Origin of the sequence: Nonlabens spongiae, from assembly GCF_002117125.1 — a bacterium.
Classification (GTDB): Bacteria; Bacteroidota; Bacteroidia; order Flavobacteriales; family Flavobacteriaceae; genus Nonlabens; species Nonlabens spongiae.
In genome coordinates, this window is sequence record NZ_CP019344.1 from 1928478 (window position 1) to 1946290 (window position 17813).

The following is a 17813-nucleotide window of genomic DNA, read 5'->3' on the forward strand; positions in this document are numbered from 1 at the left end:
CCAAAAACCATTTTTGCAAATGCCCATAGTCATCAATCTTGATCATATGCTGGAGCTACGAGGCATGAAGAGTTACGAGCTGGCCGATGCTATAGGCATCACAACTGCAAACCTATCCATCCTAAAAACTGGAAAGGCAAAAGCGGTGCGTTTTTCAACCTTGGAAGCTATTTGTAAAGTGCTGGACTGTCAACCGGGAGACTTATTAGAATACCGCACTGAATAGAAAGTTCTTGTCTCAGAAAGAGGATTTGAATTTGAATCAGAAAAATCCTGAATAATTATCATATTGTCAAGATAAGCTTATATTTAGCCTTTAAAATAAAGTTAAGATGAAAAAACTATTTTTTATTGCAGCTCTAATCGTTACTGGAAGTGTAGCTGCACAAGATATCACAACAGATTTTGCTATGGCTGTCAAAGCTGGCGATATGGATCAGGCTAAGTCTTTTATTACAGAAGAATCAGTCAATGAATGTCATGATCTTACCAGAAAACAAGTGAGCATGATGGTTTTTATCCTATCCACAGGGAATGATGAATTACTAAAATATGCCGTGGAAGAGAAAAATGCCGATGTAAACATTCAGTGTGGGAAATACACACCTCTGAGTTGGGCTGCAAAAAATGGGAGTGCTGAAACAGTTGCTTACCTGCTGCAGCAAGGTGCTGATAAATCCATCGCAACAAAAGGAAAAACGGCTATGGACTGGGCGCAATACTACAAGCGCAACGAGATTATCGCAATGCTCGACTAGCTTGTCAAACCCCACAAAAATCTAACAAGCCTTTTACCTCTTAGTAAAAGGCTTTTTTAATGAATGGAAAATCGCAAATGAGGTTGTTTTTTCCTACAGTTTTTACTTACTTTTACTAATTGATGCAGCCCAAAACACTTATTAAAAAGTACCCTGAAATTCAGGACCTTGATAAATGCGAGGATGAACCCATAAGGTATTATCCAAACGTTCAAAGTCATGGCTGCCTCATTGTCACGGACTACAACTTAAAAATTGTACAAGTCAGCGATAATATAGAGGACTTCATAGGTGAAAATGTCAATTATCTCCTTGATAAAGTCCTCAAACAGGTTCTGGATGCTGACATAATTCAATATATTGAAAAATGGCTTGACGGCACCATTGAGGATAATAGTCGCATTTTCACTATACATAATAAATCCAGAACTTTAATATTACATAAAAGTGACCTTGAGGTACTAATTACTATTGAGGGCAATGAATATCACATTGATCCAGCGCTATTTCAGGTTCAACTCCTTACGGTATTTGAAAAGCTTTACAACGCAAAAGATTCACAGGACTTAGTGGATCGAGCTGCGAAGAGCGTAAGAAAGCTCTTAGGTTTTGATCGAGTCATGGTTTATCAATTTGATTCAGAATGGAACGGTAAGGTCATGGCAGAAGACCGAGACCCTAAACTTGAAACCTGGCTTGATCTACATTTTCCTGCCACTGACATTCCTGCAACTGCTAGAAAGCTTTTCCAAGAACAAGGTGTACGCTCTCTGACTGATGTTAAAGATCCTTATGCAGCACTAACACCTACCATCAATCCTTTAACTGGTGGACTGACAGACTTAAGCCAAAAAAACCTGAGAGGAAGCTCTTCCATTCATATTGAATACCTAAAAAATATGAAGGTCGGAGCTACGCTTAGCAGCGCTATTATTCATGAGGGTAAATTGTGGGGTTTGATCGCCTGTCATCATTACAGCAAAAAATTTGTAGGCCATCAATTAAGACAGAGCTGCAAGCTATTTAATCAAATGTTTTCCTCTCAAATCAGCCTTAAAGAGTCTAAAGGCTCTTTAAGCAAGGTGGAAAAGATCACTAAGATTAGAACAACTCTACTCAATTACATGAGTAAAGATTTCAACATTGTAGATGGGCTCACCCTGAACAAAAAAACTGCGTTGAACCTTATACCGAGTACTGGTTTTTATGTGATGCTCGATGAGCAAACGAGACGAATCGGGAAATGTCTTAAAGAAAAAAAATTAAAGAAGCTAGCAGCTGAGTTGATTGAAAGATTCCCAGATAGGCAAATAATCGAGCTTGACTTCATCTCGAGAGAATTACCATGGATGGCATCGCATTCTAAAAAGGTATCTGGTGTTTTATTATGCAGATTTTCTAAACGTACAGATGAATATGCCATGTGGTTGCGTGAAGAAAAACTCAATACAATAAACTGGGGAGGAGACCCTTCTCAAGGAACACTTGAATCTACGGGTGAAAAACGACTGTCGCCCAGAAAATCCTTTGAGAAATTTTCAAAAGATGTTGAGTGTACTTCAGACCCATGGCTTGTACATGAAGTTGCTGGAGTCAAGGCTTTAATCGATGATGTCAAAAATCTTATTGTTACCAAGTTTACTGAAATCAAGCAATTGAATAGACAGCTTCAAAGCTTGAACGAAGAGTTAGAGAGCTTCAGTTATTCTGTGAGCCACGACCTGCGTGGACCATTGAGGGGAATCGATGGTTTCGCACAAATCTTGATGGAGGATTATAATGAGTCCCTAGATGACTATGGTAAAGATGCGTTAAAGATTATTATCAAATCTGCTGATAAGATGAATAGCCTCATGGACGACATTTTAGGCTACAGTGGCTTGAGCAAACATGATAAGATTGATGAGTTCATCAACGTGAATAAGCTGATTGAAGATGTGGTCCAAGACAGCAAATTAACTGACGACTACCCTCAGACCGAACTTAGAGTCTCTCCATCACTCCCTCAAATTTTTGGTGATAAGGTAATGATCTATCAGCTGTTTTTGAATTTACTTACAAATGCTTACAAGTACAGCAGTAAATCTGAAACCCCTATTGTAGAGATAGGAGTTGAACAGAAGGGAGATCAGATCATTTATTTTGTCAAGGATAACGGTATAGGCTTTAAACCAGAATATGATAAAAAGATTTTCGGTGTATTTACGCGCCTGGTAAAAGATGAGTATAAAGGTACTGGAGTAGGTCTTGCCATAGCCCAGAGAGTTGTCTTAAGGCATGAAGGAGACATCTGGGCCGAATCAAAACTGGGCAAAGGTGCAACATTTAAGTTTTATCTAGATAAAGAGCATCATGCCGACTGGAAATAAAACAATCATTCATATAGAGGATCGGGAAGAAGATATCATGTTCGTAAAGAGAGTTTTAGAAAAACAATATTTAGATCTCAACATTTTGAGCATGAATGATTCAGAAATTGCCCTAGAAGAAATAAATGATGGCACTTTGCTAAAGAAACGTCCTCGATTGATTTTAATCGATATTAAAATGCCTAAAATATCAGGCTTTGAACTTTTAGAGCAATTCAATGAAAATGAAAACTTTATAGGAATCCCCAGAATAATTTGGAGCAGCAGTAGCCAGCCTGACGATATTAAAAAAGCCTATAAACTAGGCGCTAATAGTTATTTGGAAAAACCCAAGGACTATAGCAAACTTAAATCAGCATTATTAACAACGGTTGACTACTGGCTCAACCACAACCTCATTAAGTCATGATTACACAGCCCCTTAAAATATTAGTCGTTGAAGACCAAGTGACCGATGCGGCCCTAATTCAAAGGCAAATACGCAAATGTGTCGAGGAGGTAGAAATTACCATAACGGATAATCTACTTTCATTTAGACATGCGTTAAAAACCTTCATACCCGATTTCGTTTTCACTGATTTTCAGATGGTAGGATTTAATGGATTTGAAGTTATGGAACAACTTCATGAAATCTATCCTAATATTCCCCTGGTCGTCATTTCAGGAACCTTAAATGATGAGGAGCTGGTTGCTCGTATCATCAATAAAGGAGCTTCTGCATTTTTACTCAAATCTAACATCAGTGACCTGCACTCACGATTAGAGCCTATTTTAACAGAGGTACTAGAAAAGCAGCAACGTCTTTTTATGAAGCTGGAACGCCAGCGTGAAGAGCGTCAAAAAATCGAGCGCATCCATGCCATTCTCAAAACAGCAACAAAAGACGAGACCAGCCACGATGAAAAAACCAAAGAGTATTACGAGAAACTCATTTCTGAGATTTCAGACAACTTACCTAATGTTATAAAATAGCATGGAATTGATCGAGCGCATCCGCAAAGAAAGTAGAGCCATTCACGACCGCTTAGAAGGGGCAAGCGGCGTGGATAAGATCATGGACGGCAGCGTGACAGATCAGCAAGTTGAGGAGATATTGATTAAAAATTATCTCGCTTTCGCGAAAGCGGAACAACAAATAACCCAGTTCCACACCATCGAGCGTCCTATGAGCCATCGTATTTTGGAAGATTTGGATCAAGAACAGATTGATGCGAATCTGGATGACGGCTATCAACTGAACAACAAATACGAAGCGTTAGGAGCTCGTTATGTACTTAATGGAAGTATGTTAGGTGCTGCCGTAATTGGGAAAAACCTCAGATCTTGCCCAAGAGTTTCCCAAAAAGACTGGCAGTTTTATCGCAAACCAAATGCTGATGAACGTAAAGCCTGGCCAGAATTACTACAGCAAATCAATCATGAAGATTATTCAAAAGAGCAACAAGATCAGGTCTTAAATGGTGTGATGAAGACCTTTGACCTTTTTGAAGCCGTCTATGGACAACCGGTTAAAAGTCTAGAGCGACACTAATAAATTTCATTTTTGACCCATAAAATGCTCAAGTTATTAAAAATAATGAACAGCTATGGTCATGATTTTGTTTTGCGCATATTTGTAGTATATAAATTCTACCTAAAATGCGTCAAAGCTTGTATCTTTTGGCAGTTATACTGCTATTAATTTCCTGTCAAAACAATTCTGACGATCAATCTGATCTGGAAATCGGTTCCCCAGATGGTGCCCTTGTTTTAAAATTTGATCTTTCAAAAGACGGTAGGCCTTTTTACACTACATCGTATAAAAATAAAACGGTCATAGACACTTCCTATCTAGGTATGGATTTCAAAAATCTGGACAACTTTGATCAAGATTTCAAAATCACGTCTAGTGGTACCGCAGAATTTGATGAAACCTGGGAAATGCCATGGGGCGAGCAACTCGAGGTACAGAATAAGTTTAATGAACTATGGGTAAAACTACAAGAATCTAATGATTCCGGTCGGACTCTGGAATTGCGTTTTCGTATTTACGATGATGGTATAGGTTTCCGTTATGAAGTTCCAGAGATGGAGAGGATCGACACCGTTTACATAACAGAAGAAAACACAGAATTCAATCTCACTCAGGATTACAAAACTTTTTGGATACCTGGCGACTGGGACATTTATGAGCATTTGTACAGCACCACTAAACTGTCTGAAATCAATGTAGACAAGTACCGCAACCATTCCAATCTCGCCCAGACCTATATTCCAAACAATGCTGTAAATACGCCAGTTACCATGGTGGGTACAGACAGCATTCACATCTCGATTCACGAGGCAGCACTAATAGATTACAGCGGTATGACACTGGGCGTAAACAGTGAAAAGCTAGGCTATAAAAGTATTTTGGTGGGTTCTGAAAATCGAGATTACAAAGTCAAAAAGACGCTCCCGTTTCACACGCCCTGGCGCAGCGTACAAATTACCGACAACGCTCCTGACTTGATCGAATCCAAGCTTATTGTCAATCTCAACGAGCCTAATAAACTAGGCGATGTTTCTTGGTTCAAACCCATGAAATATACAGGTGTGTGGTGGGAGATGCACCTGGGCAAATCCACCTGGGATTATGGCATGACCCAGAGTATGGATTCTTGGAAGGACACCGGCAAAGCCCACGGCCGCCATGGCGCCACGACTGAGAATGTGAAGCAATTCATCGAGTTTTCTGCTGAGAATAATATCGGTGGTGTGCTGGTTGAGGGCTGGAATACTGGTTGGGAACATTGGATCGGTTTTGAGGATCGGGAGGGCGTCTTTGACTTCGTAACGCCTTATCCTGACTATGATCTTGAAGAGGTTACCGCTTTCGCGAAAGCGAGAGACGTACAGATCATCATGCACCACGAGACCAGCGCCGCGACCGAGACCTACACCAAACAGCAGGACACAGCTTTTGCACTCATGCAGAAATACGGAATGAATACTGTCAAAACGGGTTATGTAGGCAAAATCTTGCCGAAGGGCGAGTACCACCACGGTCAGTACATGGTGAATCACTATAATAACACTGTAGTAAAAGCGGCCGAATATAACGTGGCGATCAATGCCCACGAACCTATAAAAGCTACCGGATTGCGCAGGACTTACCCCAACACCATCTCACGAGAAGGCTTGCGAGGCCAAGAATTCAATGCCTGGAGCAGCGACGGCGGTAATCCACCAGAACATTTATCAATCGTCGCCTTCACGCGCATGCTTGCTGGCCCCATAGATTTTACACCTGGAATCTTCAATATCAAATTTGACGAGTACAAGGAGAATAATCAGGTAAATACAACGATCGCACAGCAATTAGCACTCTACGTAGTTATCTATAGTCCAGTTCAAATGGCTGCAGACCTCGTAGAACATTATGAAGCCAACCCAGAGCCTCTACAATTCATCAGAGACGTAGGCGTAGACTGGAAACAAACAAAAGTTTTAGACGGCGCGGTAGGCGATTACGTGGTCATCGCTCGTGAAGAGCGAGAAACGGGCAACTGGTTTGTAGGTGGCATCACAGATGAGAATGTGCGAAGTCAGACGATAGATCTTGATTTTCTCGAAGAGGGAAAAACCTATCAAATGAGGCTTTACAAAGACGGAGAAGATGCGCACTGGAACGATAATCCATTAAGCATAAACATTTCAGAACGTGAAGTAACTAAAGGTGAAGAAATCAACATTGAAATGAAACCAGGTGGTGGATTTGCGATGAGTTTGATGTTAGTTGAAAACGAATAATTATTTAGGCGTAAGACCAGAACAAATGTATAGATTTGTTCTGGTCTTATGCCTTGATTTTTTTTGTAGCCTGGAAAATTAAGAGTAATCTATTTTGTGCTATTCTATTTGGCTGAATAATTTATTACATATCGTCAACCAATAATCGGCTCAAAGTCATACTGTCGGAAAAATTCACTTGATGCATGTACTTTTAGCAGTGTAATCTTTAGTTTATTTTCACTACTTTCATTATTCAAAAAAAGTTTGGTTTTCGCATCATTCTCGTAAAATATTATACCAAGTTCTCTATCATATTTCGGTATAAATGTCATTGAGGTCGTAGTTGGTCGGTCAAATGTATATTCCCTAGAAAAAATCAATTCTCCATTTAGACCGACCGAAAAAAACATTGGTTCACTTTTATGATTGTCATGATTAACACTTTGATAATAGGTCGTATTGAATTCATGTATCAATGAATTAGAAACATTAAGCAATTCTAGCTGACTTACTCCTCTTTTGGAATTAAAGCTAACGCTAAACTCTTTTTGTTCAAATTGATCAAAGCAGGAGTATAAACCATCTTTCATTTCGCAAGTCATAAACCCAAAATCCTTTAATTCAAATGAAGGTATTTTGTAAAGAAGTTGATTTTCCTGATTAAACTTGAAAATATAGGAATAGCTTTTGCTGAAGTACAGATTATTGTCCTTGTTATTGGACTGCTGACAAGAAACGAACATAAATATCGTCAGTAAAGGTAATATGTAACTCAATCTAAAAGTGAACGGTTTCATTCCTGAGGCCTTTAGTGCTTCTATCAAATATACCAATTAAACACTCTCTACTATATTTGTGCAATGCACTTCCTCCCACAAAAAATTGACGACTACATCGTCACACATTCTGAAAATGAACCGCAAATACTGAAAGATCTCACTCGAGAGACCTACCAGAAAGTCTTGCAGCCCATTATGCTTTCTGGATCCTACCAAGGTCGGGTTTTGAGTATGATATCTCACCTGGTGGCACCTAAACGCGTTTTGGAAATCGGAACGTTTACAGGATATTCTGCACTTTGTCTCGCTGAGGGTATGCCCGATGGCAGCGAACTGATCACAATTGACATTAATGAGGAATTAGAAGATCTGGTGGAGCGTTATTTTAAACGCTTTCGCGATCCCGATAGCTATCGGGACACTAATAATAACACCACCCTCACTCAAAAAATAGGCGACGCAACTCAAATTATCCCTGAACTTGAAGGAACTTTTGATCTTGTCTTTATCGATGCAGACAAACCTAATTATGTCAACTATCTCGACCTCATCATGGATAAAGTTCATAGCGGGTCTTTAATCATTTCAGACAACGTGCTCTGGCACGGCAAAGTGGTTGAAGAATTAGATCCAAAAGACAAATCAACACCTATTTTGCTGGAATTCAATAAGCGCCTGAAGGAAGATCCTCGTCTACAAACCGTGGTTTTGCCTATTAGGGATGGGCTTACTCTGAGTAGGGTGGTGTGACCTCACCCCAGCCTTCTGTGCATTCCTCTCCCTCTTGCCTCAGTCGTCGGATGCAATGGGAGAGGGAGCTATCACAGCCGGTCAAATTTTGTCATGCTGAAAGCGCGAAGCGATATTCAGCATCTACTTGTCAGGAGAAAAGGATTCTAATATTATCGTGACATTAATAAACAGACTCTGTCCCGATAGTTATCGGGACGCTCGCGCACTCGCGTACAGGGTGACAACTAGATTTTATTGATTACGGGATAATAGAACAAAGTACGCTTTCGCGAAAGCGTAACCCAGTAAAACTCCTACCAGCATACCCACGATAACGTCAGTAGGATAGTGAACACCTACCATGATGCGAGAAAGGGCAAAGGTGACCGGCCAAATGAAAATTAGCAACAACCATTTTGAATCAATTGCGTTGGGTTTATGATGTGATTTTGCTTGTGTAGTAATAAGCAAAAACGCTACAAAAGTGGCCACGGCAAAGCTTACTGCGCTATGGCCTGACCAGAAACTAAAATTTTCTGGAGTCTGATAAATACGTATGCTGTCCATAAGAACAGGCTCATTATTAGGCCTGAGTCTGGCGATCTGATTTTTGACCAGATTAGTTAATCCCAGCGTTACCGCTGCAACCATAAAAATTCCTAGAATGCTGATAATTGCAGACTTAATCTTATATGCTCGCAATAAAAAATAGAAAAATAAGAGGTATAACGGAATCCAGTTTTCAATCTGGGTGACGTAGATCCAGAAAGTATCAAACTCACCTATCCAGAGGCTGTTGAGGAACCTAAATAACTCCCGGTCGTATTCCACCAGGGTTTCCCACATTAAAATTTACGCTTGATGGAGCCAGATTCTTCGATCTGATCTTTCACTTCCTTGATCTGGCTGTTGATCTTTTTTACATCTTCGGTAAAACCGTGCTCATCAGCGCTTTTTGATATTTCATTTTTAATATCATCAGTAGCATGGCGCACACTGTTCATCGCTTTTGCAATACCACGCATAACCTCAGGAAGCTTATCAGCTCCAAATACCAATATCACGACCAAACCTATGATCATGACTTCTGGAACGCTTATGAATAAGGGATACACATTCATGCTGCAAATATACATTAGCACGTATCGATTGCGCTGCGGGCGATGTTAATTATCCGTATAGATAAAGGTTTCAACGGTCACCTCATCTACCCCACCTTGCGACCGAGTGACAATTCTTGAGCCTGGGAAATTATCGTCACTCAAACTGTAAACAAATTGCACCGAGCTTGACATTGTGAAAGTACCTCCCATAGATTCAAATGAGTTGATCGTGCTGGGTAAGTAACGAGTATAGGGTATGAAATCTTCAAAAACGATAAACCGCAACACATCATTCATATCTCTGAAAGGGTTGTTATTAAAGAAATAGGTCAACTCTTGATAGCGTTCAATAGCATTCCCAGCTGATAGCTCATTGATGCGTTGTACATTAAAATTTGATGTATAATTATAGTTTATAGTTTGTTGCAGCGCATCATTTTCAAAAGTTTGTGTTCTGAAAATTCGGTTTTGAGAATCGACACTAAAAAGCTTTGTGCGCTCAACCGAACCTGTACTATCCAGCAACTGAACCTCATCCCCATCGTAGCTTAACGAGTAGGCTACAGTCGCCCCATTTTCGGTTCGGGTTATATCAGTCAATCGGTCGTTAGATGCATAATTGAATTCATAAGTTATGTTTTGAAGACCTGTGAATAGGATGGTTGAAATAAGACTATCCTGATCATAATTTATGGCAATGTCAGTTAGTACATCATCTGTATCGGGATCAGTGATGATGATTTGGGACAAGCGTACTGCGTCATCAATAGATTCAAGAATCTCCTCAGGCTCGCCCTGTTCAATTAAGGAATCCTCACAACCGATAAGGATCATTACACAAAGTACACTCAATAAATATCGCATGATATAATATTACAATCTTCTAATTAAATGAACACAAAAAAGCCAGATTCATTGTGAATCTGGCTTTAAAATTATGACAGAACGAATCTTACTTCTTCATCTCTTCAAACTTATCCATACTTGCATCTTGTGGCCAGGCGTTGTTTTCCATATCGATATCTGCAGTTTCCAGCTTAGGATCAATCATGATCTTAGTGATTTCCTTTTGGGAAGCTTTGTTGATTTGAACTTCCTTGTCATTGAGTCTCCAGATTTCAGCTGGGTGGGTTACCATTTCAGTAGTTCCATCAGCATAAGTGTACTCGATTATGATAGGCATTACTAAACCACCAGGCTTTTCTACAGTAATCTCGTAGAAGTATTTAGGTGCTTTCATCTTTGAACGCTCCTCAGCAGTAAAGTTGTCGAGCATGTAAGTTTTTAAAGGCTCCACCGTTTGTGCTGGATCTTTATCCTTCATATCTTCTTTGTAGTCTGCACTTCCTTCTTCAACCATGTAAACGAGTGGTGGTAAATCGCTATCAGAAATATTATTAGCCTTCATGTATTCTCTCATCTGCTCGTTCTTCTCGCTGGATACATAGAGACGCTTCACGTCTTTAATTCCCATATCGTTATAGCGCGTCGTGTAGAACCAGCCTCTCCAGAACCAGTCTAAGTCCATAGCACTTGCATCTTCCATGGTACGGAAGAAGTCTTCGGGAGTAGGGTGCTTAAACATCCATCTTTGCGAATACGTCTTGAATGCATAGTCAAAAAGCTCTCTACCCATTACGGTTTCTCTTAAAATGTTAAGGGCTGTGCCTGGTTTTGCATAAGCATTTGAACCAAACTGGTAGGTGTTCAAACCTTTGCTCATAATCGGTGCGATGTAACGCTGATCTCCTGCCATGTAAGGAACAATTTTGGCAGCTGGACCACGGCGAGATGGGTAAGCGTCATAGCCTTCAATCGCATCTGGATAATTTTCTCCCATATCCTGTTCAGCAACATATTGTACAAAAGTGTTCAAACCTTCATCCATCCACGTCCACTGGCGCTCGTCGCTGTTTACGATCATCGGGAAGTAGTTGTGTCCTACCTCGTGAATAATTACTGAAATCATTCCGAATTTAGTACGATCGTTGTAATTTCCTTCGGCATCTGGTCGACCATAGTTCCAGCAAATCATAGGATATTCCATCCCTTGATTCTTTGCGTGTACAGAAATCGCTTTATGGTAAGGGTAGTCAAAAGTCATTCTTGAATAAGACTCCAGCGTTTGTTTTACCGCTTTTGTCGACCACTGTTCCCAAAGCGGGTTCCCCTCTGGAGGATATATTGAAACCGCTGCTACATCCTTCCCTCCTATTTTCACCGCCATCGCATCTGCTACGTAACGACGAGAAGAAGTCCATCCAAAATCACGCACATAATCTGCTTTGAGCTTCCAGGTTTTCATCTTCTTTGAGCCTGACATCATTGCGAGCTTTTCTGCTTCTTCTTGAGTGCGTATAACTACAGGCTCCTCATAAGATTTCATGGCCTGCTCATAACGCTTCATCTCAGTTTTTGAGTAAACGTCTTTACGATTCAACAATTTTCCGGTGCCATCTAACCAGTGATCTTCTGGTACAGTAATATCTACTTCAAAGGTTCCAAAGGGCAACGCAAACTCATCACGACCCCAGAACTGGCTGTTTTGCCATCCTTCCACATCGTTGTAAACACACATTCTAGGATAAAATTGAGCAATCACATAAGCTCTGTGACCATCGTCAAATTGCTCATAACCGCTACGGCCACGACCATCTACGTGGTTGTTGATCTTGTAATCCCAGTCGATACCGAAGGTAAATTTCTTACCCGGCTCCAGAGCTTTAGGCATTTCCACTCTCATCATGGTCTGGTTGATCATGTATTTGAGTGGCTTTCCATCGTCATCTACCACCTTCTTGATATTGAAGCCTCCATCAAATGGTTCTTTCATATAATTACCAGCAAACTGAGCCGGTTGCATGATCGCTGAACTCCTTCCTGAATTTATTAAAGGCGACGGTGAGTCCTTTGCTCTCATATTTTGATCGAGTTGTACCCATAGATACTCCAGTACATCAGGAGAATTGTTTGTGTAGGTAATCTCTTCAGATCCATAGATGTGTGCGTTTTCATCATCCAGTCTTATGTCCATTTTATAATCAGCTCGTTGCTGATAATACTTGGGACCTGGAGCACCACTGGCACTGCGGTACTGGTTAGGGGTAGAGAACTCTTGGTAGAGTTGCCTAAACTTGTTGATGTTGTAATGTTCCTCAGCTTTAGGTTCTTCTTTTTCTTGTTCTTCCTCCTGTGCAAAGGCTCCAAAAGAAACCAAGAACATGCTCAAAAACAGAAACTTGATGGATTTCATGTAGTAATTTTATTGAATTGATGGCTAAAAATACAATTAAAGCACGGTACTTAGAATACTTTCCTAAAAGTTTAGAGAGCTTTCTGGCTTGGCACGCTCGAGAATCATGGTCTTCCGTTTGTCGTTGATTTTAAAATGAACCAGATTTTTTTGCTCTTCAAATACCTCATAAAAAGCATTGAATTCCATGGTTACATTTTCAGGTTGGGCCGTAGGTGTAAATTCTATGTAGAGGGCTATTTGATCAATCTCATACTCTGCTCCTAACAGTTTAGGCTCCACCTGCTTTCCATCTAGAGTTGCGATAAGCTTGAGTCCCAAATACTTTTGAATCGCGTCATAATGATCCTCGATTTCCTCTTTTTCTCCCAGAGTTACTTGATTCACGTTGCGTGCATTCAGTACTCGTTCCAGATCGTCTATAAAAAAACGCGTCACCATTTGCATGGCACCCGCCTTCTTGCTGTACTTGACATTAGAAACTGATACGTAGTATTTATGATCGGCATCCTTATTAAAAGCGATATGGTTAGATGGTGTTCCGCTTTCGCGAAAGCGAGATTCTTTAAGGCAGGTAAAAGAAAAACTCGCAAATATGAAAATAGAAGCTGTTGCTAAGGTTTTAAAAAGCATAGATAATACTAAATGACAAAAATGACTATATGTAAGTTGATAACAAAATCAACGCCATATTTATGAATGATGACTGCTAACCTTTAGTCTCCAGCAAACCTTTTTTTCTTTTAAAGGACTTAGACTGTTCAGAAAGAAATTCCAGTAAGGCAAGCTCATTGTCAGACTCCAGCATTTCCTTGTTCAGACCATTATCTTTTGCGTAATACATAAACTCGTAGAGGTATTCCTTATCCAGATCTAGGAATTCTGCGAGGTAGTCTGTTCCAAATTTATTCTTGACCATGACTACGTTGAACTCTTCTTCCACTGGTTTAGGTTTACCGCTCAGATCTAGATTTTTTAACGATTCACTCACAACCAGCGACCCCAGCAAACCGATTACATTGAACATATTCATGCGCAAACCACTTTGACTCGCTGCAAGTTGTTCAATCGGATACTCATCAGGTTGTCTCACACGATCTGAAAAAGTGTTTTCCATACGGTCTACGGCTCTAACCCGCAAGTTTTCTTCTTCAACACCAGCCAGCACAGGCTTCACATCTACGTCTCGTTTTACCTCGATCATCATAAGGTTGTCTTGAATAATCACCTCTTCTAATTTGTTAACCCCTTCGTTCAATTGCAGTGTAGCAGATTTTCTTTTGATTGTATTTGCACCCACCTCGAGTGTGAATGGTTCAAACTGGACCGCATCAAAATTGAGTTTGTCGCCTTCCATCACATTGATGTAGAAAACACCTTGTTCATTAGTAATCGTACCTTCTAGATTATTGAGATTGAAAATAGTGATCCCTTCAATGGGTTCTTCAGAGGCTGAGGTGACAGTTCCTTTAATCTGAACACGCTCCTTTTGGGCAAAAGCTATTGTAGAAATGAAGAAAATCAGTAATGTAAACTTTTTCATGATGACTTGATTGATTTAGGAAGATACGATCAAATCAACGTTTGAACTAGGTAAATAATTGTTAAACAGAAATAGCTTTTATCTCGCTGTTCAATAATGAATATCTTTGAGTCATGCGCGCAAATCAAAGAGATATGATTGTCGCCAGCACGTCTACATTGCACGGGCAGCGACCACTGGAATATTTACTGGACGAACTCAAATCGGTCTTTACAAATCAAAGTATTAAAAGCCTACTGTTCATTCCGTTTGCACGACCCGGCGGCATCACCCACGATCAATACACTCAAAAAATAGGTGATGCTTTGAAATCTCTTGATATAGAAGTAAAAGGCATACAACAAATGCAGAATACCGTAGAAGCTATTCAAAATGCCAAAGCTATTTTTACAGGAGGCGGCAACACTTTTGTTTTGGTCAAGCAATTGCACGACCATAAATTAATGCAACCTCTGCGCGAAGCAATTTACTCTGGCACTTTTTATTTGGGTACCAGTGCAGGCTCAAACATCTGCGGGCTGACCATGCAAACAACAAATGATATGCCTATCCTACAACCTACTAGTTTTAAAACAACTGGTGTTTTGGGATACAACATTAACGCACATTACCTAGACCCTATTGAGGGAAGTCAACACATGGGCGAGACGAGAGAGCAACGTATCAAAGAGTTTCACACCTATAATTCCGTACCTGTTTTGGGATTAAGGGAAGGAAGTTATTTGAGAGTGAAAGGAACTGAGGAAATTCTCAAAGGACCACACAGCGCTCGAGTATTCAAAGCTGGAGTTGAACCCACAGAAATACAAACCGATACTGACGTATCATTTTTAAAATAGATCATGAAGAATCAAATCAAACATAAAGAGTCTGAAAGTCGTGGAATATTCTATATCCATGATGAAGAAGATAAAAAAATCGCCGAGCTCACTTACAGCTTGGAAAACGATGTTATGACCATAGACCACACCGAGGTAGATCCCAGTAAAGAAGGTAAAGGATTAGGCACAAAAATCGTTCAACATTCTGTAGAATTTGCGAGAGAAAAAAACAGAAAAGTCAATCCGTTATGCCCATTTGCAGAGGTGCTATTTGATAAACATGAGGATTGGAACGATCTCAGAGTATGAGCATCATCATTAAAGAAATACTTGCTGAACAAACCCGCGAGATACGCCAGACAGTTTTAAGACAAGGGCTTCCTGCAGCAACCACGATCTTCAAAGGTGATGAACTGGAAACAACGTTTCATCTAGGTGCTTTTGAAAAGAATAAGCTCGTAGGTATAGCGACTTATTTATTTAAAAATAAAAGTGCTATTCAAGAGTTGTTTTCTGATGAAAAATTTATGTATCAGCTGCGTGGCATGGCCGTAATGGAGAATGAGCAGGGGAAGGGAATCGGTAAAAAGCTGGTGGAATTTGCAGAATGCCGCCTCAAAGAGGATCAGATCGATGTTTTATGGTTTCATGCGCGCACTAGCGCCGTTCCGTTTTACGAGAAACAAGGTTACCAAACCGTAGGCGAAGAATTAGATCTAGAACCTGCCGGACCCCATTTTAAAATGTATAAGGAACTATGATCAAGTGGTTTTTATACATAATGATAGGTTCTCAGATTATGAATGCGCAAACCTTGAAGGATACGCTCATCGGCAAAGCTGATTTGGGCAACAAATCCATCCCTCTTGAAGTGCAAAAAGCTTTTGACGAGATGAGAGCGGCGGCAATAAAAGATGGCATCAACCTAACTATCGTTTCAGGATACCGAAGCTACGAGCGGCAAGAACAAATCTGGAACAGAAAGTGGAAACGCTATGAGAAACAAAGTCTGAACCCTGAGCAAATCTTTGATAAAATCGTAGAATATAGCACCGTTCCGGGCACATCGAGACACCACTGGGGGACTGATCTGGACATTATCGATTCCAGTGCAAGTTATTCAGGCGATGTATTGGTTCCCAAGAAATTTCATGGCGACGGACCGTTTTGCAAAATGAAAGACTGGATGGATCAAAACGCAGGCAAATATGGTTTTGCACTTGTGTATACTATGAACGAGCAACGCCCGGGCTTTAAATATGAGCCTTGGCACTGGAGTTATGTTCCGCTTTCGCGAAAGCGTTACCAGCAATATCTTTCTAACATTAATCTAAAGCAATTTTTACGAATACAAGATATTCTAGGAATGGATCAGGTATCAGACGAGAGGATCAAAAAATACCTTGAAGAACATCTACAGGGAATCAATTCTAATTTAAAACAATAACACTATGGCAAGTAGAGGCGCAAAAGGAATCAGACTGTTTATAGGCTTAGCGATTGTCGCCTTTGCCGTCCTCAAATTTTGCGGCAGCGAGGAAACTAATGAATTTACTGGCGAGAAACAGTATATAGGCATGAGCGTGGAAGAAGAAATTGCTCTAGGGCTCAATGCTACCCCTCAAATGATAGAACAATTCGGTGGGTTACATCCTGATCAAGCCGCTCAGCAACTCGTAGATCGTGTAGGCAATAAACTGGTCGAGAGCAGTATTGCGGCAAATTCACCTTATAAATATGAATTTCATCTACTGGCAGATGGTCAAACGATCAATGCCTTTGCGTTACCTGGTGGTCCTTGTTTTATCACCACCGCCCTATTCAATCAGCTAGAAAATGAGGATCAACTTGCTGGTGTACTGGGACATGAGATAGGACATGTCATTGCAAAGCATAGCGCAGAGCGCATAAGCCAGCAACAACTTGCTAACGGTGTCGTGACCGGTGTAAGTGTAGGCACAGAGGGAATGGGTCAAGCGGCGGCAGCAGTTGCCCAAACCATCACTATGAAATACGGTCGTGACGATGAACTGCAAAGCGATGATCTAGGCGTAAAAATGATGATCGATGCGGGCTATAATCCTGAAGAGATGATAGGCGTCATGAAAATTTTAAAAAACGCCGCTGGGAACAATCGTGTACCAGAGTTTCAAAGCACTCATCCTGACCCAGAAAATAGGATGCAACGTATCAGGGAGTCGATTGAGAAGTATAAAAATTAACTTTACCTAAAATTAATTTAGTTTCACCGCTCAAACTCAAACTCCACTTGCATTTCTCCTCCAGAAATTCTCGCATGTAATTTGTTTCCCTCAATTTGATATAAAATGATAGTTGGAAATTCATTTTCAGGATTTTCTGCTGTGAAGCTGTCTTCAGAAATTTTAATTAGTTTAAAGTCTGTTGAACCAGTTTGATCTTTTTGAGAAACCTTGTAAAACCAGTTTCCATTCTTCCACTTGACAAGTTCTACATACTCCTGCCACACCGTATCATTTTGAACCATCGTAAACCCATGACCTTTATATAAAGGTTCATTTATTTTTCTCCAATTTTCAAAAGTCTGCTTGTCTTCCTGATCATTAGTTCGTTGCCGGGACCTATGAACCAATCAAAATCTACCGAACCTATATAGGGCTCTTACTCGTGAGCAGCAGTATCATTTTGCATACAAGAATTCAGCAAAACGCACGCCATCAAAT

At 40.4% G+C, this 17813-nt stretch carries 21 protein-coding genes; 13 read left to right on the forward strand and 8 right to left on the reverse strand.

Annotated features, from left to right (window positions below):
* Nucleotides 1-19: 19 nt before the first annotated feature.
* The 7 genes from BST97_RS08875 to BST97_RS08905 all read left to right on the forward strand — a co-directional run bounded on the left by BST97_RS08875 (nt 20) and on the right by BST97_RS08905 (nt 6898).
* Nucleotides 20-226, forward strand: a complete 207-nt coding sequence (locus BST97_RS08875; protein WP_085766903.1) for a helix-turn-helix domain-containing protein — start codon at nt 20-22, stop codon at nt 224-226.
* Between the two features lie 106 nt (nt 227-332).
* On the forward strand, nt 333-758 hold the full coding sequence (locus BST97_RS08880; RefSeq protein ID WP_085766904.1) for an ankyrin repeat domain-containing protein: 426 nt from the start codon (nt 333-335) through the stop codon (nt 756-758).
* Between the two features lie 122 nt (nt 759-880).
* The gene (locus BST97_RS08885) at nt 881-3127 is read left to right on the forward strand and encodes an ATP-binding protein (protein WP_085766905.1); all 2247 of its coding nucleotides are present in this window, start codon (nt 881-883) and stop codon (nt 3125-3127) included.
* Nucleotides 3111-3536 carry a response regulator gene (locus BST97_RS08890; protein WP_085766906.1) on the forward strand — a complete coding sequence of 142 codons (426 nt, stop codon included), beginning with the start codon at nt 3111-3113 and terminating at the stop codon, nt 3534-3536. The genes BST97_RS08885 and BST97_RS08890 overlap by 17 nt, the downstream gene beginning before the upstream one ends.
* Nucleotides 3533-4099, forward strand: a complete 567-nt coding sequence (locus BST97_RS08895; protein WP_085766907.1) for a response regulator — start codon at nt 3533-3535, stop codon at nt 4097-4099. The genes BST97_RS08890 and BST97_RS08895 overlap by 4 nt, the downstream gene beginning before the upstream one ends.
* A 1-nt stretch (nt 4100) precedes the next feature.
* The gene (locus BST97_RS08900) at nt 4101-4658 is read left to right on the forward strand and encodes a biliverdin-producing heme oxygenase (RefSeq protein ID WP_085766908.1); all 558 of its coding nucleotides are present in this window, start codon (nt 4101-4103) and stop codon (nt 4656-4658) included.
* Between the two features lie 128 nt (nt 4659-4786).
* A complete protein-coding gene (locus tag BST97_RS08905) occupies nt 4787-6898 on the forward strand; it encodes a glycoside hydrolase family 97 protein (protein ID WP_317043403.1) in 2112 nt (703 codons plus the stop codon).
* A gap of 134 nt (nt 6899-7032) precedes the next feature.
* Here BST97_RS08905 and BST97_RS08910 read toward each other — a convergent pair whose 3' ends face one another.
* Complete coding sequence (locus BST97_RS08910; RefSeq protein WP_157111565.1) at nt 7033-7704, reverse strand: hypothetical protein; 672 nt, start codon at nt 7702-7704, stop codon at nt 7033-7035.
* Between the two features lie 36 nt (nt 7705-7740).
* Here BST97_RS08910 and BST97_RS08915 point away from each other — a divergent pair, with 36 nt between their 5' ends.
* Entirely contained in the window at nt 7741-8409 is a 669-nt protein-coding gene (locus BST97_RS08915; RefSeq protein ID WP_085766911.1) for an O-methyltransferase, read from the forward strand.
* Nucleotides 8410-8643: 234 nt separating this feature from the next.
* On the opposite strand, the gene BST97_RS08920 is transcribed toward BST97_RS08915, so the two are convergent.
* The 6 genes from BST97_RS08920 to BST97_RS08945 form a co-directional block, all read right to left on the reverse strand.
* Nucleotides 8644-9237, reverse strand: a complete 594-nt coding sequence (locus BST97_RS08920; RefSeq protein WP_085766912.1) for a phosphatase PAP2 family protein — start codon at nt 9235-9237, stop codon at nt 8644-8646.
* Nucleotides 9237-9512: a Sec-independent protein translocase subunit TatA/TatB gene (locus BST97_RS08925; protein ID WP_085766913.1), complete on the reverse strand. Its 276-nt coding sequence runs from the start codon at nt 9510-9512 to the stop codon at nt 9237-9239. Before BST97_RS08925 ends, BST97_RS08920 begins: the two co-directional genes overlap by 1 nt.
* Before the next feature lie 45 nt (nt 9513-9557).
* Nucleotides 9558-10358, reverse strand: a complete 801-nt coding sequence (locus BST97_RS08930) for a hypothetical protein (protein ID WP_157111567.1) — start codon at nt 10356-10358, stop codon at nt 9558-9560.
* 88 nt (nt 10359-10446) lie between these two features.
* Nucleotides 10447-12747: a M1 family metallopeptidase gene (locus BST97_RS08935; protein ID WP_085766915.1), complete on the reverse strand. Its 2301-nt coding sequence runs from the start codon at nt 12745-12747 to the stop codon at nt 10447-10449.
* A 63-nt stretch (nt 12748-12810) separates the two neighbouring features.
* A complete protein-coding gene (locus BST97_RS08940; RefSeq protein WP_085766916.1) occupies nt 12811-13380 on the reverse strand; it encodes a DUF6702 family protein in 570 nt (189 codons plus the stop codon).
* Between the two features lie 76 nt (nt 13381-13456).
* Complete coding sequence (locus BST97_RS08945) at nt 13457-14290, reverse strand: carboxypeptidase-like regulatory domain-containing protein (protein ID WP_085766917.1); 834 nt, start codon at nt 14288-14290, stop codon at nt 13457-13459.
* Between the two features lie 113 nt (nt 14291-14403).
* Here BST97_RS08945 and pepE point away from each other — a divergent pair, with 113 nt between their 5' ends.
* The 5 genes from pepE to BST97_RS08970 are packed head-to-tail and all read left to right on the forward strand — an operon-like array spanning nt 14404 to nt 17333.
* The gene (gene pepE, locus BST97_RS08950) at nt 14404-15129 is read left to right on the forward strand and encodes a dipeptidase PepE (RefSeq protein ID WP_085766918.1); all 726 of its coding nucleotides are present in this window, start codon (nt 14404-14406) and stop codon (nt 15127-15129) included.
* A 3-nt stretch (nt 15130-15132) separates the two neighbouring features.
* Nucleotides 15133-15420, forward strand: coding sequence for a GNAT family N-acetyltransferase (locus BST97_RS08955; RefSeq protein ID WP_085766919.1), 288 nt, complete (start codon nt 15133-15135; stop codon nt 15418-15420).
* On the forward strand, nt 15399-15872 hold the full coding sequence (locus BST97_RS08960; RefSeq protein WP_245833516.1) for a GNAT family N-acetyltransferase: 474 nt from the start codon (nt 15399-15401) through the stop codon (nt 15870-15872). Before BST97_RS08955 ends, BST97_RS08960 begins: the two co-directional genes overlap by 22 nt.
* A complete protein-coding gene (locus tag BST97_RS08965; RefSeq protein ID WP_245833518.1) occupies nt 15869-16558 on the forward strand; it encodes a M15 family metallopeptidase in 690 nt (229 codons plus the stop codon). Before BST97_RS08960 ends, BST97_RS08965 begins: the two co-directional genes overlap by 4 nt.
* Before the next feature lie 4 nt (nt 16559-16562).
* Nucleotides 16563-17333, forward strand: coding sequence for a M48 family metalloprotease (locus tag BST97_RS08970; protein WP_085766921.1), 771 nt, complete (start codon nt 16563-16565; stop codon nt 17331-17333).
* A 23-nt stretch (nt 17334-17356) separates the two neighbouring features.
* Here the strand turns inward: BST97_RS08970 and BST97_RS08975 are convergent, their stop codons facing one another.
* Nucleotides 17357-17722, reverse strand: coding sequence for a DUF6265 family protein (locus BST97_RS08975; protein ID WP_157111569.1), 366 nt, complete (start codon nt 17720-17722; stop codon nt 17357-17359).
* Between the last annotated feature and the right edge of the window lie 91 nt (nt 17723-17813).

Coding starts and splice junctions, on each gene's coding strand:
- BST97_RS08875 (WP_085766903.1), top strand. CDS start 20: ATGCCCATAGTCATCAATCTTGATCATATGCTGGAGCTACGAGGCATG.
- BST97_RS08880 (WP_085766904.1), top strand. CDS start 333: ATGAAAAAACTATTTTTTATTGCAGCTCTAATCGTTACTGGAAGTGTA.
- BST97_RS08885 (WP_085766905.1), top strand. CDS start 881: ATGCAGCCCAAAACACTTATTAAAAAGTACCCTGAAATTCAGGACCTT.
- BST97_RS08890 (WP_085766906.1), top strand. CDS start 3,111: ATGCCGACTGGAAATAAAACAATCATTCATATAGAGGATCGGGAAGAA.
- BST97_RS08895 (WP_085766907.1), top strand. CDS start 3,533: ATGATTACACAGCCCCTTAAAATATTAGTCGTTGAAGACCAAGTGACC.
- BST97_RS08900 (WP_085766908.1), top strand. CDS start 4,101: ATGGAATTGATCGAGCGCATCCGCAAAGAAAGTAGAGCCATTCACGAC.
- BST97_RS08915 (WP_085766911.1), top strand. CDS start 7,741: ATGCACTTCCTCCCACAAAAAATTGACGACTACATCGTCACACATTCT.
- BST97_RS08920 (WP_085766912.1), bottom strand. CDS start 9,237: ATGTGGGAAACCCTGGTGGAATACGACCGGGAGTTATTTAGGTTCCTC.
- BST97_RS08925 (WP_085766913.1), bottom strand. CDS start 9,512: ATGAATGTGTATCCCTTATTCATAAGCGTTCCAGAAGTCATGATCATA.
- BST97_RS08930 (WP_157111567.1), bottom strand. CDS start 10,358: ATGCGATATTTATTGAGTGTACTTTGTGTAATGATCCTTATCGGTTGT.
- BST97_RS08935 (WP_085766915.1), bottom strand. CDS start 12,747: ATGAAATCCATCAAGTTTCTGTTTTTGAGCATGTTCTTGGTTTCTTTT.
- BST97_RS08940 (WP_085766916.1), bottom strand. CDS start 13,380: ATGCTTTTTAAAACCTTAGCAACAGCTTCTATTTTCATATTTGCGAGT.
- BST97_RS08945 (WP_085766917.1), bottom strand. CDS start 14,290: ATGAAAAAGTTTACATTACTGATTTTCTTCATTTCTACAATAGCTTTT.
- pepE (WP_085766918.1), top strand. CDS start 14,404: ATGCGCGCAAATCAAAGAGATATGATTGTCGCCAGCACGTCTACATTG.
- BST97_RS08955 (WP_085766919.1), top strand. CDS start 15,133: ATGAAGAATCAAATCAAACATAAAGAGTCTGAAAGTCGTGGAATATTC.
- BST97_RS08965 (WP_245833518.1), top strand. CDS start 15,869: ATGATCAAGTGGTTTTTATACATAATGATAGGTTCTCAGATTATGAAT.
- BST97_RS08970 (WP_085766921.1), top strand. CDS start 16,563: ATGGCAAGTAGAGGCGCAAAAGGAATCAGACTGTTTATAGGCTTAGCG.